Raw genomic sequence first — 16,036 nt, forward strand, 5'->3', positions numbered from 1 at the left:
TCGGGCGCGAAGTCGGGCTGCCGGACCCCGCTCGCGTTGGAGAGCCGGACCGTGACCGGATACTCGGCTCCGGGCACGGCGAAGCCCGTCCGCAGGGCCTCCGGAAGGTCCTCGTGGAACCGCAGCCGGGCGTTCTCCACACCGAGGACCGCCTTGGCGTGGAAGGTCCGGTCGACCGCCGCCGCGCCGCTGCGTTTCTTCACCTTCAGCTGCACCCGCATCAGCTCGCGCGCCAGCCGTTCGAAGAGCAGCCGCTCTGCCTCCGGGCTGCCGCCGGCGTAGCGCTCGTACTGTTCGACCTCGTCCATTCGAGCCTCTTCCCGGAAGGGGGTTCCCATGTACTCCTCCCGACGCTGCACCAGCCCCGAGCCGCTGTCGTGCGGAGCGGAGCAGACAGGCGAACGCCCAGGTGAAAGGCGGGTTGTGGGGCACCACAGTGCAACTGGGCCCGCCCACCTGTCCGGCGCAGCGCCCCGGAATCTTCTGCGTCGGAGCATCGCCCCAGGAAGCCGGTTCCGCGGCGGCGGTCCGCTCCGCCCGGTTGGAGTCGTGACCGGACCCGCTGTTGTTGCGGCACGAGGAGCGTGTGCGCCTTCTGGAAGGCGTCGGCAGACCCACGGCAACAGGAACGGTGAGGGACATGCTCCCATCCAGCGAATCCCCGGAAGAGCAGGACCAGCAGACCGCGGCGGCGCGGCGGTACCGAGAGGCGTCCGCGGAACGGAAGGAGATCGAGAAGCAGCTGGCGGCGGGCGTGCGCTACCCGGACACCCCCGAGCGGATCGCCTCCCGGGCCAACCGGCTGCTCGAACGGGGCGGGGTGCCTCCGACCGCCGCCGTGGACAGCATCCACGCGGAGGCGATGGACGTGCCCGAGACCCTGGAGCGGGTCATCGGCCTCACCAAGGACCTCCAGCCGTGGAGCTTCCTGCCCCGAGGTGCCCGCGCGGCCGCCACCGTCGCCCGGATCTCGATCCTCCGGGGCGGCCTCGAACGGCCCCACGGAACCGGCTTCCTGGTTTCCCCCCGGCTGCTGCTCACCAACCACCACGTGCTGCCGGACGCGGCGACGGCCCGCCGCTGCTTCCTGGAGTTCAACGCCCAGGTGACCATCGACAACGCCCCCGACGCCGCGATCCGGTTCGCGCTCGAACCCGACACGTTCTTCGCGGCGGACAGCCATCTCGACTACGCGCTGGTCGCGGTCACTCCCGCCGCCGACGGCAGCCTCGCCGGCGAGCGGTTCGGCTGGAACCGGCTCAGCGTCCAGCAGGGCAAACTCGTCCAGAACGAACCGGTCAACGTCATCGGCCACCCGATGGGCCGGCTCAAGGAGATCGCGCTCCGGGACAACGCCCTCGTGCAGCGGCTGGACGACTTCCTCCACTACCGGACCGACACCGAGCCCGGCAATTCCGGCTCCCCGGTCTACAACGACCAATGGGAGGTGGTGGCGCTGCACCACATGGGCGTGCCGAACACGGACGCCCAGGGCCGCATCCTGCGCAAGGACGGCCAGCTGTGGCGCAGGGGCATCGACAGCGACGACACCGTCGACTACGTCTCGAACGAGGGCGCCCGCATCAGCTCGGTCCTCAAGCACCTCGCCGCTTTGCCGCTGGACCCCGGGCGGCGTGCGCTGCTGGCGGAGATGGGCCCCGAGTCCGGGCTCCGGCAGGAAGCCGTGGCCGGCCCGGTGGAGACACCGGTCGCACCGGTCGCGCCGGCCGTTCCCGCCGCAACCGCGGCCCCCGTCACTCCGGCCGTCCCCGTCGCACCGGCCGTGGCCCCGTCCCCGGCACCCGTATCAGCTCCCGCGCCGCAGGAGGCGGCGACGGCCCCCGCGGCCGGCGCTGTCCGCGGTCTGAAGGGCGCGCCGAACACGCTCTGGGGCGCGGGCAAACGGCACCTGGTGTTCCTGCACGGCCGGAGCCAGCAGGGCAAGGACCCCGAGCTGCTCCGCCGCGGCTGGACGGGGGGACTCAACCACGGCCTCACCCGCGCAGGGCTCCGTACCGTCGACCCGGAGCACGTCTGGTTCCCGTTCTACGGCGACCGGATCGCCGAAGTCATCGGGCAGCACGAGGCGCTTCCCGTCTCCTACGCCGACGCGCCCGCCGCGGCGGCGCTGGAGGCCTTCGCCGCCCGGTCGGCGGAGGGGACGTACGAGCAGCTGGTCATGGAGGCGGCGGTCCTGGCAGGCATGCCGCCGAACGGACAGGGCGCCGCCGAGAACATCGGCAGCGCGCTCATCGGATCCCTCCAGGGCGCCCTGAGCTGGCTGTCGGCCAAGACCGACGTGGACGCGCTGGCCATCGCGACGATCTTCCGCGACGTGGACGCCTACCTCGGAGACCCGACGGTCCGGGGGGAAGTCCTGGACCGGGTGTTCGAAGAGATCCCGCACGAGGGCGAACTGGTCCTGGTGACCCACAGCCTCGGCACGGTGGTCGGCATGGACCTCGTCGCCAACAGGCTCCTCCCCGGCATGAAGGTCACCCTGCTCGTCACCGCGGGCAGCCCCCTGGGGATGAACGCGGTGACGAGCAGGCTCGCCCCGCCGGGAACGAACCGCCCCGGTACGGTCACCGAGTGGGTCAACGCCTGGTGCCCGACCGACGCGGTGGCCATCGGCTGCCCGCTGGAGCGCGTCTGGGGCAAGCTGACCGAGGAACACGCGGTGGTGAACGCGAGCGACCGGGCCCACAGCATCGAGGAGTACCTCGCCCACCCCGAAGTCGCCCAGGCGATCGACCGGTTCCTCACGAAACCCGCCGACTGACCGCCGACTGACCTCCGGCCGACCTGCACCTGACCTCTGCGGTCTGGGGCGGGGGCGATGCCGCCCCCGCCCCGACGCGTCGTTCAGTGCTCACAGAGGGAGAATTCCCGTTCGTAGAGCTGCTCGTTGTGCTCGTCGACGAAGAACTTGCGTTCCTGCATGAGCTGTTCGCGGAACTCCTGCGCCTGCGCGAGCGTCATGGTCGAGGTCTCGGACCACGGCTGCTGCGGCGGCACGTCGGAGGTGGAGACGATCGTCTCCGACGGGTCGACCAGGAAGAACGCGAGGATCTTGCGGTGTCCCGGGCGGGTGGCGTCCGCGAGGCGGAACGAGCCGACGCGGTGCTGCAGGATGTTCGGGAACGCCAGGCAGCGGCCCGCCGGGGTCGGCGCTGATCCCAGGAGCTGGTTCAGCGAGTCCTCGTCCTCCAGGCCGTAGACCTCACGCAGCCCCTCGTCGTCGTTCTGCTCGTAGTCCGGGTCGTCGAGCGCCGCCCGGAAGCTCAGGCTGCTGTGGGTGATGTTCTCGCTGTCCCAGTAGTAGATGCCGGTCGAGACGATCCGCTCGTTGAGCATCCCCTCGACGTGCCAGGAACCGCCGGCGTACTCGGGCTTCTCCGGTGTCAGGTGGATGGTGGCGAGCTTGACGATGACCTGCAGACGGCGGCCGCGCAGGCTGACCCGGGCGGAGGCGTCGGGCGACCCGGGCGGGGTGAAGCCGGGGGCGTCGGGGACGATCGGGCTGCGGTTCTCCCGCCATGCGTCGTACGCCTCGTCCCACTCGCGCATGGCCGCCTTGTGGGCTTCGGGATCGCTGTAGTCGGACTTTCTCGGGTACTTCGGCCTGGGGTCGTACCACCCGTAGGGATCGGCCTCGATCCGCAGGGGGCGGGGATGACGCAGATCGGTGAGCACGTTCTCCCACAGCGGCAGCATCCGCCCGAACAGGTCCGGCAGGACGGAGACCAGCTCGTGGTGCGTCTCGGGGTGGACGTTGTTGACGTAGGAGCGGAAGGCGACATCGCCGTCCTCACTGACGTCGACGTCCGTGGGCAGCCACTGGAACTTCTCGGAGAACTCGTACTTCGAGTAGCGGTCGGTCGGATTCCGCCAGGCCTCCTCGGGGGCGCCGCTCGCCTCCTTCACCAGGCAGAACATCGAAGGATGCACCAGGTCCAGCACCTGGCCGTCCGATCCGGGGTGCCAGTCCTGCTCGGCTTCGGGGACCTCCTCCAGGACCCGGACCGCCTCACGCAGCCGGGACCGGAGCTTGTCGTCGACCAGCGTGTCCGACTGCCAGACCCCGTCGACTGCGGACACCTCGATGCCGGTCCGCTCGTCCCGCAGCGCGGCGTAGTGCGCGAGTTCGGCCAGTACGTACCGGACCTGTGCCTCGGTGAGGCCCTGGGCGACCGCCTCCTGCGTCCACCTGGCGACGATGCCGGCATCGTTCATCTTCTCGAACCACCCCGGCTTCGCCCGAATGTGTGCGCTGCACTCGATCATCTCGAGTTCCCGCAGCGTCCGGGGTGTCGCGAACGCTATGGAACGGGAAGCGTGAAAGGGCAGCGGGAAAGCAGACAGGCCGGTCAATTCTCTGGATCCTCCGAGTCGGTGTGCGGTGGCCGGAAGAATACTTCAGCCGACTGACACCGCAGCTGCGCTCTCCGCGCCCGCCGGACGGGTTGTTCAGGCCCCCGAGGACAGGAACTGACGGCGACATGGATCAAGCGGGTGCCACAGGCCGCCGCGGCCGACGCGAGGCGGACGGGTCCCTCGGCGGTGACCGCCCGGTCCGCCGCGCCGCTCGATGCGTTGACGACCGTACGGGGTGCGACTTCGGCCATGACGGCTTCGGCGCGACCCCCTTCTCAGACCACGGAGAGGAGGTCGACCACGAAGACGAGCGTGGAACCCGCCGGGATCAACGGCGAGGGGGACTGCTTGCCGTAGCCGAGGCGCGGGGGCACGATGATCTCGCGCCGGCCCCCGACCTTCATCCCCCGGATGCCCCGGTCCCAGCCCTTGATGACCCTGCCGCCGCCCACGGCGAACTTGAACGGCTCGCCCCGGTCCCAGGAGGCGTCGAACTCCCGCCCGGACGCGAAGGTGATCCCGACGTAGTGGACCCGGACGACCCGGCCCGGCTTCGCCTCGGGCCCGTCCCCCACCACGAGGTCGCGGACCGTCAGCTCCTCGGGAGCGTCCCCCTCCGGACGCTCGATGACGGGCCTCGTCGGTTCACTCATCGCAGCCTCATCTCTTTCCGCATCTCGTTCCCCATCACTCTCCGCCGGTCGACCGAAGTACGTCAAACCCACCCACACGTCACACGTGACGGGGCGGCAGATTCTCGCTCCGGGCGATCCGGGCCCGCAGCGTGCCCTCGAACTCCGCGGCGCGGGCGCGCTGGACGCGCAGCTTGCCGACCTGCTCGGCGGCGGCCTGCCGGTAGCTCCGTACGCGCTTCAGCAGGGCTTCGCGGCCGTCGGCGTCGTCGCCGGGTCGGTCGCCGCCCTCGACGCCATCGAGCACAAGTGCGCCCGGCGCGGCAAGACCGTCGAGATCACCGGCCTGAACGCGCCCAGCGCCGGCCTCCACGGCAGGCTCAGCGGCGAACTCGCCGCCCCAGGGCTGCAATGACCACGTTCTGTCAGATCCGGACACCCCGTCGGCCTGCCCCGGAAGTCATGTCCTGGCCGTCACGGCTCTGCAAAATGGTTTGAGCTCGGCCGCCGGCACCGACAGGATCGGAGAAGACCGATGAGTTCTTCCCGGCGCCGCAGTCTGTCAGTGTGACCGCCACGCGCGGAGGACACTCACAAGACGGAAGGCGTCATGGCCGCACCACACGAAACACCCACTCTCTCGCCCGACCGCGTCACTGCCGTGCTGCGGATTCTCGTGCTGTCCACGTTCGTCGTCCTCCTCAACGAGACGATCATGGTCAACGCGATTCCGCGGCTCATGCGCGAGTTCGATGTCACCGCAGCCGCCGCAGGGTGGCTGTCGACGGCGTTCATGCTCACCATGGCCGTCGTCATCCCGGTGACCGGGTGGTTCCTCCAGCGCGTCACGACCCGGACCGCCTTCGGTCTCGCCATGGCACTGTTCCTCGCCGGCACGGCTCTGGCCGCGGCCGCGCCCGCCTTCCCCGTACTGCTCGCTGCCCGCGTCATCCAGGCCAGTGGCACCGCCGTCATGATGCCGCTGCTCATGACGACGCTGATGACCCTCGTGCCCCCGCGCGACCGCGGCCGTGTCATGGGCAACATCACCCTCGTCATCTCCGTGGCACCCGCCCTCGGCCCCGCCGTCTCCGGTGTGCTGCTGCAGCTGGGGTCATGGCGCCTGCTGTTCCTGGCCGTGATTCCCGTCGCCGGAGCCATGGCCCTGTTCGGCCGGCGTGAACTGATCAACATCGGCGAGCCGCAGGCCGCCCCGATCGACTGGCTGTCCGTCCCGCTGGCGGCTGCGGGCTTCGGCGCCCTGGTCTACGGCCTGAGCGGGCTCGGTGCCGAGAACGCGGCGCAGGCCGCCGTGCCCCCGGTGCCCATCACTCTGGCCGGCGCCGCGCTCGTAGGACTGTTCGTATGGCGGCAGCTGGCACTGCAGCGCTCCTCCACCCCGCTGCTGGACCTGCGGGCGCTGTCGTCGCGCCACTTCTCCATGGCACTGGGTCTGATGTGCCTGTCCTTCATGGCCCTCATGGGCGCCTTCATCCTGCTGCCGATATACCTGCAGGAGGTGTGCGGCCTGACCTCGCTGCAGACCGGGCTGCTCCTCATCCCGGGCGGCCTGACCATGGGTCTGCTCGGACCCCAGGTCGGCAAGCTGTACGACCGGTTCGGCGCACCACGCCTGGTCGTACCCGGAGCCGCACTCACGGCGCTCTGCCTTGCGCTGTTCGCCCTCACGGCAGAACGGACCTCGCCGTGGCTGGTGCTGGCCCTTCACGTGGCCCTGAGTGCGGGCATGGCGTTCGTCTTCACCCCCGTCTTCACCTCCGGCCTGTCCGTGCTGCCGCCGCACCTCTACCCCCACGGCTCCGCCATCCTGGGCTCGCTCCAGCAGGTCGCCGCCGCGGCCGGCACGGCCCTGGTCATCAGCGTCATGTCGGGCCACGCCGCCACGGCGGCAGCCGAGGGCGCCGACGCCACCGGCGCCCTGGCCGTGGGCATCCGGTGGGGATTCGGCGTCGGCGCCGTGCTCGGCGCCCTGGCCGTGCTGGTCGCCCTGCTGATCCGTACCCCGCCCGCACCGCCACAGCCTTCCGGGCCGGAGACCCAGGACGAAGGCGGCACCGAAGGCGGCACCGAGACGAGCAAAACCGCCCACACGCCCACCTGACGCCGCCGCTGCGAGCACCGGGCCGATCAGCCAGGGCCTTCAACCGGTCCGGGAAACGCGCCATCGACGTGCACGATCCCGCCACCGCCACCGCAACGCCAGCCTCCACACGACCGCTGGCACAGCGCCCCAGCAGGACGCGGACCAGCCCATGACCGTGGCCGTTGCCCTGCCGTCTCACCGGGTGGGGGTGAGGGTGAGCGAGACGGCAGAGCAACGACGTCCTGGGTGTCAGGGCCGGGCCGGGCCGGTTCCCGCGAGCACCTCGGGGCGCAGCAGGGAGGTGAGCCGCTCGGCCGGCAGCAGCCCCCGTTCCAGGACCAGCTCGGCCACCCCCCGGCCGCTGGCGAGGGCCTCCTTGGCGATGTCGGTGGCGGCGGTGTATCCGATGTGCGGGTTGAGGGCGGTCACCAGGCCGATGGAGTTCTCGACGCTGGCGCGCAGCATCTCGGTGTTGGCGGTGATGCCGCTCACGCAGCGTTCTGCGAGGGTGAGGCAGGCCGCGCGCAGGTGAGTGACGGACTTGGACAGCGAGTGCAGGATGACCGGCTCGAAGGCGTTGAGCTGGAGCTGTCCGGCTTCGGCGGCCATGGTGATGGTGATGTCGTTGCCGATGACCTCGAAGGCGACCTGGTTGACGACCTCGGGGATCACGGGGTTGACCTTGCCGGGCATGATGCTGGAACCGGCCTGGACCGGGGGCAGGTTGATCTCGCCGAGTCCGGCGCGGGGCCCGGAGGAGAGCAGGCGCAGGTCGTTGCAGGTCTTGGACAGCTTGACGGCGATGCGCTTGAGGACGCCGGACATCTGGACGAAGGCGCCGCAGTCCTGGGTGGCTTCGACCAGGTCGGGAGCGGTGACCAGGGGCAGGCCGGTGATGCCGGCGAGGTGGCGGCGGGCGGCCTCGGCGTATCCGGCCGGGGCGTTGAGACCGGTGCCGATGGCGGTGGCGCCGAGGTTGATCTCGTGGACGAGCCCGAGGGCCTCCGCGAGCCGGCTGCGGTCCTCGTCCAGCATGACGGCGAAGGCGGAGAACTCCTGTCCGAGCGTCATCGGCACGGCGTCCTGGAGCTGGGTGCGGCCCATCTTCAGGACATCGTGGAACTCGGCGGCCTTGTCGGCGAAGGCGGTCTGCAGGACGGCCATGGCGTCGAGCAGACCGCGCACCGCGAAGACGGTCGCGATCCGCACGGCGGTGGGGTAGACGTCGTTGGTGGACTGGCCGAGGTTGACGTCCTCGTTGGGGTGCAGGTGCCGGTACTCGCCCCTGGCATGGCCCAGCAGCTCCAGTGCCCGGTTGGCGATGACCTCGTTGGCGTTCATGTTGGTCGAGGTGCCCGCGCCGCCCTGGATGACGTCGACGACGAACTGGTCGTGGAGCATGCCGCCGCGGATCTCCTGGCAGGCGGCGACGATGACGTCTGCCTTCGAGGGTTCCAGCAGGCCGAGTTCCCCGTTGGCGAGGGCTGCGGCCTCCTTGACGGCGGCGAGGGCATCGATCAGGTGCGGGTAGGCGGAGATCGGTGTGCCGGTGATGGGGAAGTTCTCGGTGGCGCGCAGGGTGTGGACGCCCCAGTAGGCGTCTGCGGGGACGTCGCGGTCTCCGATCAGGTCGTGTTCACTGCGGCTGGAGGCGGTCAAGGCGGTCACGGGTGTGCGGATCCTCTTCCTGAGGTGGGCGGATCGGTGGTTGAGGGGGGCAGGCGGGTGTCAGACGGTTGCGGTGACGGGGGCGCCGGGCGGGTTCAGGGCCGCTACCGGCCGGATGCCTCCGACAGGCCGGCCCGCACCATGGCGACGGCCTGGACCGGCCCCGGCGCCGAGCGCGGACAGCAGGCGGCCTCGATGTCCCCGATGCTCGTCCGGACCTCGCCCTCGCTGCCGAGGACGGCGACGCAGCCGTAGTGGACCCTCTCGGTCATGCCGCCCCGTATGACGTGGGCGACGGGGGCGTGCCGGGGCTCGCGGACCGTGCCGGGGCTCGCGGATCGCGGCGCGTCCGCGAGGAAGCTGCTGCGCATCACGGCCTCGTTCTGTGGTGGGCCGCTGCTGCCCGGGGGTGGCGACCGCCACCCCCGGGCGCGGGCGGACGGGCGGGCGCCCGGCTCAGCCGTCGCTTCGGGCGGCGGTGCGCGCCACACGGCCGCGGACCGCGTACCAGCCGGCGACCAGCGCCGCGGCGATCAGCGGTACGCACAGCACGGTGGTGCGCCCCGCACCTCCGTCGGCGTACATGAGGACCAGGACGGAGGCGAGGAAGGCCAGCGTCACGAGTTCGGTCCAGGGGGAGCCGGGCAGGCGGTAGGAGGGGCGGGTGAGTTCCCCGCTGCGGGTCTTCCGCCAGAAGAGGAGGTGGCAGACCATGATCATGCCCCAGGTGGCGAGGATTCCGAGCGCGGCGAGGTTGAGGACGATCTCGAACGCGTCCGCGGGCACCACGAAGTTGAGCCCGACGCCCAGGACGCACATGCCGCTGGTGAGGAGGATGCCGCCGTAGGGGACCTGGGTCCGGCTGAGCCGTGCGGTGAACTGCGGGGCGGAGCCGTTGACGGCCATCGAGCGGAGGATGCGGCCGGTGGAGTAGAGGCCGGAGTTGAGTGAGGACATGGCCGCGGTGAGCACGACCAGGTTCATCACGTCGGCGGCCGCCGGGACACCGATGTGGGAGAGCACGGTCACGAACGGGCTCTGGGCCCCGCTGTAGCTGCTCCAGGGCATCAGCATCGACAGCAGGACGACCGAGCCGACGTAGAAGAGGCCCACGCGCCACATGATCGAGTTGATCGCCTTCGGCACGATCTCCTCGGGCTTCTCGGTTTCGCCGGCCGTGACGCCGACCAGTTCGACGGAGGCGTAGGCGAAGACGACGCCCTGGATGATCAGCAGCATGGGGAGCAGGCCGTGCGGGAAGATCCCGCCGTTGCCGGTGATCAGAGCAGGGCCGGGGACGGCGCCGTCGACGGGGTGCCGGGTCGCCAGGAGGAAGATCGCGATCCCCATGAAGACGACCAGGGCGCCCACCTTGACGAGGGCGAACCAGAACTCCAGTTCGCCGAAGATCCGCACCGAGATGAGGTTCACGGTGAGAACCACGGCCAGGGCTATGAGGGCGATCACCCACTGGGGGACATCGGAGAACAGGTGCCAGTAATGGGCGTACGTGGCGACGGCGGTGATGTCGGCGATGCCGGTGGTCGCCCAGTTGAGGAAGTACATCCAGCCCGCGGTGTACGCGCCCTTCTCCCCGAGGAACTCCCGGGCGTAGGAGACGAAGGCGCCGGAGGACGGCCGGTACAGGACCAGCTCGCCGAGCGCGCGTACGACGAGGAAGGCGAAGATCCCGCAGACGGCGTAGGCGATGAACAGGGAGGGCCCGGCGTCGGCGAGGCGTCCGCCCGCGCCGAGGAAGAGCCCGGTACCGATCGCGCCGCCTATGGCGATCATGTTGACGTGGCGGGGTTTCAAGGACTTGCTGTAGCCGGTGTCACCGGCGTCGACGTGACGGGTCGTGGGGCGCTTCTCGTCTTTGAGGAACTGCTCGCTCACGCCTCGGGTCTGCCTTCCGTAGGGGCGGTGGTGCGCTGGGGGCGCACGATGTCGGTGAGGGTCGTCTCGACCCGTCGCAAGTGGTGGGACATGGCTTCCACCGCGTCGTGCTCGCTGCCGTCGACCAGCGCCTCCAGGATGGCCCGGTGCTCGCAGTTGGACTGCTCGCGCCGGCCGCCCAGTTCGTTGAGGAAGGTCGACTGACGCGCCAGTGCGTCGCGGATCTCCTCGATGACGCGGCGGAAGACGGGGTTGCGGGACGCCTCGGCCACGGCCAGGTGGAACACGGTGTCCATCGCCACCCACGCGGTGGTGTCGGTCTCCTGCTCCATCCGGTCCAGCAGATGGCGCAGCTGGTCCAGGTCCTCGGGGGTGCGGCGCAGCGCGGCGTACCCGGCGACCGGGATCTCGACGTGCCGGCGCACTTCCAGCAGGTCGCTGGCGGCGTAGTCGCCGAAGGTGGGCTCCTCGACCGTGTTCGCCACGACGAACGTGCCCTTGCCGCTCTTGGACACGGTCAACCCCATGGCCTGCAGGGCCCGGAGGGCCTCCCGCAGTACGGGCCGGCTGACCTCCAGGGTGCGGCACAACTCGGCTTCGGAGGGGAGCTTGTCGCCCACGGCGTACTCACCGCGCTCGATGGCGCTGCGCAGGTGGCCGAAGACCGCTTCCATGGCACTGACGCGCCGCGGAAGGGGGCCACCTGTCTGGCTGTCTGACAGGTTCACGCTGTGATCTTGGGGGGTCCCCCGCGGGGTGTCAAGGTACCTGTGCCAGGAAAGTCCGGCTCGGCACGCTTCGCGCCGTGCGCGTGCTCCGTCCGGCAGTCCGGTCAGGAGCGGTACTTCCGGTGGAGCCCGCGGCAGCGACCAGGGCCCGCACGACCGGGGCGTCGGCGCCCATTTCCGGGTGCCACTGGACCCCCACGGCGAAGCGGTGCCGGGTGCTCTCGACGGCCTCGACGGTGCCGTCCGCCGCACGGGCGGCGACGACCAGTCCCGCGCCGAGGCGGTCCACCGCCTGATGATGGTGCGTGGCGACGTGGTGCGTCCCCGGCAGCAGGGCGCCGACCCGGGTCCCGGGTACGGTGGTCACGGCGTGCGAGCAGAAGTGGCCCCGGTAGGGGTTGTGGCCGTCGTGGCCCACCCGGTCGGGCAGGTGCTGGATCAGGGTGCCGCCCTCGTGTACGTTCATCAGCTGCATCCCCCGGCACACCCCGAGCACGGGTATGTCGCGGGCGAGGACGGCGGCCAGTACGGCCCGCTCCCATGCGTCGCGCTCGCGCACCGGCGGCCCGGTACGCGGATGGGGCACGGCTCCGTAGAGGGCGGGATCGAGGTCCTCGCCTCCCGCCAGGAGGATCGCGTCCAGACGCTCGACCACGTCGGCGGCGGCCTGCGGCGCGTCCGGCGGCAGCAGTACGGCGCGGCCGCCGGACGCCCGCACGCAGTCCGCGTAGGCCGCGGGCAGCACTGCGGCGGGAAGGTCCCACTCACCCCACTGCGCGTGGGCGAGGTAGGTGGTGATTCCGATGAGCGGTGGCTGGGGCATACCACTTCCTTTCGGGGCCTGAGGGGTGACCGTCGACAGCCGGAGCCGAACCGGACGCCCCCGCCACGGCAGGCTGCCGCGGATGACGCGGTGGTGCTGGCGGAGGTCACCGGGACGGCGGGGGAGGGGTGTTCGCGGGCCAGGAGCGCAGGCTTGCGTTTTTCTTGCCGCGAGCAAGAATCCTGCTGGCGTTCATCTCCAATCACAAGAAAACACATCTTCGCGACAGATAAGTGAGCCTTAACTCCGTGCACGGACTCGACCCCCGCCTGCTCGCCACCCTCGAAGCCGTCGTACGGCACGGCTCCTTCAGCGCCGCCGCACGTGAACTCGGCTACAGCCCGCCAGCCGTCTCCCAGCAGATCGCCGAACTCGAACGCCGCGCCGGCCTCAGGGTGCTCGAGCGCCGTCCCGTCCGCGCCACACCGGCCGGCGAAGTCCTCCTCGGCGCGGAGCAGGGCGTCCGCAGTGCGCTGGCGGCGGCGTCGGCCGAAATCGGCGCCATGCGCGCCGGTACGGCCGGACGGATCCGGCTCGGTGCCTTCGCCTCGGCCGCCACCGGCATCGTTCCGCAGGCCCTGGCCCGACTCCACGCCGCCTACCCCCACGTGCAGGTCAGCCTCAGCCAGCTGGAGCCCGAGGCCGGCTACAACCGGCTCAAGCGGGGGGACATGGACCTGGCCTTGAGCTACGACTACGACTTCATCCCCGTCGCGCCGCCCCGGATGCTGCGCCGGACGCTGGTCGCACGGGATCCGGTGGTGGCCGTCGTCCCGGCACACCACCGACTGGCCGACCGGGAGGTCATCGACCTGGCCAGCCTCGCCTCCGAGACGTGGATCGCCGCCCCGGAGGCCGCGCTGCGCCTGGAACTGCTCTCGCAGATGGCCAACACGCCCGGATTCCAAGCCCGTCTGCAATACGAGGGAGACGACTTCAACACCGTGCTCGGGTTCGTGGCCGCGGGCCTGTGCGTGGCCGTCATGCCGCGACTCGCCCTGCCCCGCACCCACACCCAGGTGGTGGCCCGCCCCCTGGCCGAGCCGCGGCTGACCCGTTTCATCTACGCCGTCCGCATCGACACCCGGCACACCCCGCGCGCCGTCCTGGATCTGGAAAAGATGCTCGCCGCCCAGGCGTTGGCCGCACTCTCGTAAGGCGTCCGGCGTCCCGAGGCCGTGCGGACGACCGGGTCGTGGAGGCTACGTGAAAAGCGGCCAACTTGCTCACGGTCGCACGCGCGTAGACCCCACCGGCACGCCGCAATTCCCACCGTGTCCGACTACCGGACACGGTGGCTGAAAGTTGAACTATTGTGTGACAGGCACACTATGTTTGCCGCGGTTGACGTTCCACCGAGAGGAAACCCCTCATGACCGCAACCGACAGCGCGCCGGGAACGGCGCGCGTCCTCACCGGCTACCGCCCCGAGGACGGCTTCATGGCCGCAGAGCTGGACCCGCCTCCGGCCGAGTACGTATGGCACGACCCGAACGCCGAGCAGCAGGACCAGCGTTACGGCCCCGGCGTCGGCTACCGGCAGTGGCTGGCGGTGGACGCCCGCGACGGTGCCGTCTGGTTCGGCGACACCGACTGGCGGGCCCCGCAGGAGTCGCCGGGCGACCGGCTGCCCGGCATCCCCCGCAGGGCCCTCGGCGACGGGACCGTCCCCGACCCCGGAATCATGGTGCAGTTGCTCGGCCACCTCAGCCACGACGAACAACGAGGCTGCACCTGGCACTTCTTCGACGCCGAGGAACTGCACGCACTCGCGGAGCGCGTCCTGCCCGCCGTGCAGCGGCTCGTGGACTCGATCCACCGGATCGGGCCCGAAGGCGCGCTGGAATGGTCGGCCGAGGCAGCCACCGCATGGGACGACATCGAGCAGGCCGCGACCCCCGACTTCGCGCCCTCCGGGGAACTCCGCTGGCCCAGACCGCGCACGACACCCGTCCCGGCCTGGCGCGTCGAGGTCGGCGCCTTCCTGGCCGCCAACCCCGGGCTGTGCGACCCCTCCTGGGGCCTGGCCACGGACGAGGAACTCGACACCTACGCCGACTACAGCCCCCAGGACGGCTATGGCGGCGTACCGGGGCGGATCTGTCACGCCGCCGACCAGCGGATAGAGGACGGCTTCACCTTCTACGGCCACCGCGCCGCCCTGTACGCCTACCGGGCACGGGCCTGCGGCGACCGTACTCCGACAGATGCCCGCGTCTGGCTGGAGACGACGGAGGCCGGGCGGGACACCTGGGAGGCGGCCAGGCCCCTCGGAGCCTCCCTCGCCGACGTCCCCGACTGCGTGCTGGCGTCCCTGGCCGAAAGGTTCCAGAACGCCGCGCACGAACACGGGCTGGCCCTGACGGGCCTGACCGCCTATCTCCGGCGGCTGCGCGGCGCGGAACGCTCCGCCGTCGATCAGCAACTCGTCCACGAGGGCGAGGAAGTCGAACGCCTCGAGAACATGCTCAAGGACTTCCGTGCCGCACGTAACCGCACCGTGACGCGGATCCTGGCCTGGTCCGACGGACGCGGGGACGCGGAGATCGCCCGGCTGGCGTCCCTGCCCGACACGTACGTCAGTGACTGGAGGGCCCGCCTGACCGACGAACAGATCACCACGACCGGACCGTGAAGCACGCGCGGCCACTGCCCGAGGCAGGATCTGAACCGATACCGGGAATCAGGCCGCGACGAGCTCCTGCTCGCGGTCCGGCGTCCTGGTCTTGGGCTTCCTGTTCGGCAGCGAGAGCCGGAAGACCTTGCGCCACGCGGAGAACACCTGCTTCGGCAGCGGCCCGGTGACGTACTCCAGCTCGTACTTCTCGAACAGCGCGCGCACCTTCACCGCGACCTCGGCGTACCGGTTGCTCGGCAGGTCCGGGAACAGGTGGTGCTCGATCTGGTGCGACAGGTTGCCGGTCATGAAGTGCATGGCCCTGCTGCCGCTGATGTTCGCCGAGCCCATCATCTGGCGCAGGTACCACTGGCCGCGCGTCTCGCCCTTGATCGAGCGGCGCTCGAAGACCTGCACGCCCTCGGGGAAGTGCCCGCACATGATCACCGAGTGGGACCAGAGGTTGCGGACCAGGTTCGCGGTGAACGTGGCGGCGAGCGTGGTGAGGAACGACGGGCCCGACAGCAGCGGGTGGATCACGTAGTCCTTGAGCACCTGCTTGCGGATCTTGCGGCCGACGGCCTTGGCCCGCGCGCGGAACTCCGGGTTCTTGCGGCGGCGCTTGCTCAGGTTCCGCCCGAGCTCCAGGTCGTACGCTGCGATGCCGTACTCGAAGAAGCAGGCGTTGATGAAGTTCCACAGCGGCTGGCCGAGGTGGAACGGGTGCCACCTCTGGTCCTCGTCGACGCGCATGATGCCGTAGCCGAGGTCGTTGTCCTTGCCGATCACGTTGGTGTACGTGTGGTGCAGCTCGTTGTGCGAGTGCTTCCACTGGTCGGACGGCGAGACGTGATCCCACTCCCAGGTGGTGGAGTGGATCTTCGGGTCCCGCATCCAGTCCCACTGCCCGTGCAGGACGTTGTGGCCGATCTCCATGTTGTCCATGATCTTCGCCACGGACAGCCCGGCGGTGCCGATCAGCCACGCGGGCGGGAAGAAGGAGAACAGCAGCACGCCCCTGCTGACCAGCTCGAGCTTGCGCTGCGCCGAGATGACCTTGCGGATGTAGGCGGCGTCCTTCTCCCCCCGGCTGGCGATCACCTCGTCGCGGATCGCGTCCAGCTCGCGGCCGAGCTCCTCGATCTGCTCCGCGGTCAGGTGGGCGGTGGGGTCGATGGCGGTCAAGGTGCT

Annotated in this window: 12 protein-coding genes and 1 pseudogene; 5 read left to right on the plus strand and 8 right to left on the minus strand. The window is 70.5% G+C overall.

Annotated elements, in window-relative coordinates:
- Positions 1 to 640 precede the first annotated feature (640 nt).
- Positions 641 to 2,782, plus strand: coding sequence for a trypsin-like serine peptidase (locus tag AAT21_RS18680; protein WP_046777959.1), 2,142 nt, complete (start codon positions 641 to 643; stop codon positions 2,780 to 2,782).
- Positions 2,783 to 2,865: 83 nt separating this feature from the next.
- Here the strand turns inward: AAT21_RS18680 and AAT21_RS18685 are convergent, their stop codons facing one another.
- Together AAT21_RS18685 and AAT21_RS18690 are read right to left on the minus strand one after the other, a co-directional pair.
- Positions 2,866 to 4,374: a DUF4246 domain-containing protein gene (locus AAT21_RS18685; protein ID WP_079025791.1), complete on the minus strand. Its 1,509-nt coding sequence runs from the start codon at positions 4,372 to 4,374 to the stop codon at positions 2,866 to 2,868.
- 278 nt (positions 4,375 to 4,652) lie between these two features.
- A complete protein-coding gene (locus AAT21_RS18690) occupies positions 4,653 to 5,030 on the minus strand; it encodes an FKBP-type peptidyl-prolyl cis-trans isomerase (protein ID WP_046777961.1) in 378 nt (125 codons plus the stop codon).
- 85 nt (positions 5,031 to 5,115) lie between these two features.
- Here AAT21_RS18690 and AAT21_RS39885 point away from each other — a divergent pair, with 85 nt between their 5' ends.
- Positions 5,116 to 5,424, plus strand: coding sequence for a hypothetical protein (locus tag AAT21_RS39885; RefSeq protein WP_046777962.1), 309 nt, complete (start codon positions 5,116 to 5,118; stop codon positions 5,422 to 5,424).
- 195 nt (positions 5,425 to 5,619) lie between these two features.
- On the plus strand, positions 5,620 to 7,131 hold the full coding sequence (locus AAT21_RS18700) for a DHA2 family efflux MFS transporter permease subunit (protein ID WP_046777963.1): 1,512 nt from the start codon (positions 5,620 to 5,622) through the stop codon (positions 7,129 to 7,131).
- A gap of 231 nt (positions 7,132 to 7,362) precedes the next feature.
- On the opposite strand, the gene aspA is transcribed toward AAT21_RS18700, so the two are convergent.
- From aspA to AAT21_RS18725, 5 genes and pseudogenes are all read right to left on the minus strand, one after another.
- Positions 7,363 to 8,772 carry an aspartate ammonia-lyase gene (gene aspA / locus AAT21_RS18705; protein WP_046778470.1) on the minus strand — a complete coding sequence of 470 codons (1,410 nt, stop codon included), beginning with the start codon at positions 8,770 to 8,772 and terminating at the stop codon, positions 7,363 to 7,365.
- 134 nt (positions 8,773 to 8,906) lie between these two features.
- Positions 8,907 to 9,152: pseudogene (locus AAT21_RS18710) on the minus strand (asparaginase); the annotation flags it as partial.
- 85 nt (positions 9,153 to 9,237) lie between these two features.
- The gene (locus AAT21_RS18715) at positions 9,238 to 10,677 is read right to left on the minus strand and encodes an amino acid permease (RefSeq protein ID WP_046777965.1); all 1,440 of its coding nucleotides are present in this window, start codon (positions 10,675 to 10,677) and stop codon (positions 9,238 to 9,240) included.
- On the minus strand, positions 10,674 to 11,351 hold the full coding sequence (locus AAT21_RS18720; protein ID WP_046777966.1) for a FadR/GntR family transcriptional regulator: 678 nt from the start codon (positions 11,349 to 11,351) through the stop codon (positions 10,674 to 10,676). The genes AAT21_RS18715 and AAT21_RS18720 overlap by 4 nt, the downstream gene beginning before the upstream one ends.
- A gap of 85 nt (positions 11,352 to 11,436) precedes the next feature.
- Positions 11,437 to 12,228, minus strand: a complete 792-nt coding sequence (locus AAT21_RS18725; protein ID WP_046777967.1) for a gamma-glutamyl-gamma-aminobutyrate hydrolase family protein — start codon at positions 12,226 to 12,228, stop codon at positions 11,437 to 11,439.
- A 248-nt stretch (positions 12,229 to 12,476) separates the two neighbouring features.
- On the opposite strand from AAT21_RS18725, the gene AAT21_RS18730 reads away from it, so the two are divergent.
- On the plus strand, positions 12,477 to 13,385 hold the full coding sequence (locus tag AAT21_RS18730) for a LysR family transcriptional regulator (RefSeq protein WP_052757867.1): 909 nt from the start codon (positions 12,477 to 12,479) through the stop codon (positions 13,383 to 13,385).
- A gap of 215 nt (positions 13,386 to 13,600) precedes the next feature.
- Positions 13,601 to 14,863 carry a hypothetical protein gene (locus AAT21_RS18735; protein WP_046777968.1) on the plus strand — a complete coding sequence of 421 codons (1,263 nt, stop codon included), beginning with the start codon at positions 13,601 to 13,603 and terminating at the stop codon, positions 14,861 to 14,863.
- Between the two features lie 48 nt (positions 14,864 to 14,911).
- On the opposite strand, the gene AAT21_RS18740 is transcribed toward AAT21_RS18735, so the two are convergent.
- Complete coding sequence (locus AAT21_RS18740) at positions 14,912 to 16,030, minus strand: fatty acid desaturase family protein (RefSeq protein WP_046777969.1); 1,119 nt, start codon at positions 16,028 to 16,030, stop codon at positions 14,912 to 14,914.
- Positions 16,031 to 16,036 lie beyond the last annotated feature (6 nt).

Source organism: Streptomyces yangpuensis, assembly GCF_001005295.1.
Taxonomy (GTDB): Bacteria; Actinomycetota; Actinomycetes; order Streptomycetales; family Streptomycetaceae; genus Streptomyces; species Streptomyces yangpuensis.

What these genes read in the sequence shown, in the direction of transcription:
- AAT21_RS18720 (WP_046777966.1), bottom strand. Translation starts at nt 11,351, where the DNA reads ATGGAAGCGGTCTTCGGCCACCTGCGCAGCGCCATCGAGCGCGGTGAG.
- AAT21_RS18735 (WP_046777968.1), top strand. Translation starts at nt 13,601, where the DNA reads ATGACCGCAACCGACAGCGCGCCGGGAACGGCGCGCGTCCTCACCGGC.
- AAT21_RS18680 (WP_046777959.1), top strand. Translation starts at nt 641, where the DNA reads ATGCTCCCATCCAGCGAATCCCCGGAAGAGCAGGACCAGCAGACCGCG.
- AAT21_RS18700 (WP_046777963.1), top strand. Translation starts at nt 5,620, where the DNA reads ATGGCCGCACCACACGAAACACCCACTCTCTCGCCCGACCGCGTCACT.
- AAT21_RS18725 (WP_046777967.1), bottom strand. Translation starts at nt 12,228, where the DNA reads ATGCCCCAGCCACCGCTCATCGGAATCACCACCTACCTCGCCCACGCG.
- AAT21_RS18690 (WP_046777961.1), bottom strand. Translation starts at nt 5,030, where the DNA reads ATGAGTGAACCGACGAGGCCCGTCATCGAGCGTCCGGAGGGGGACGCT.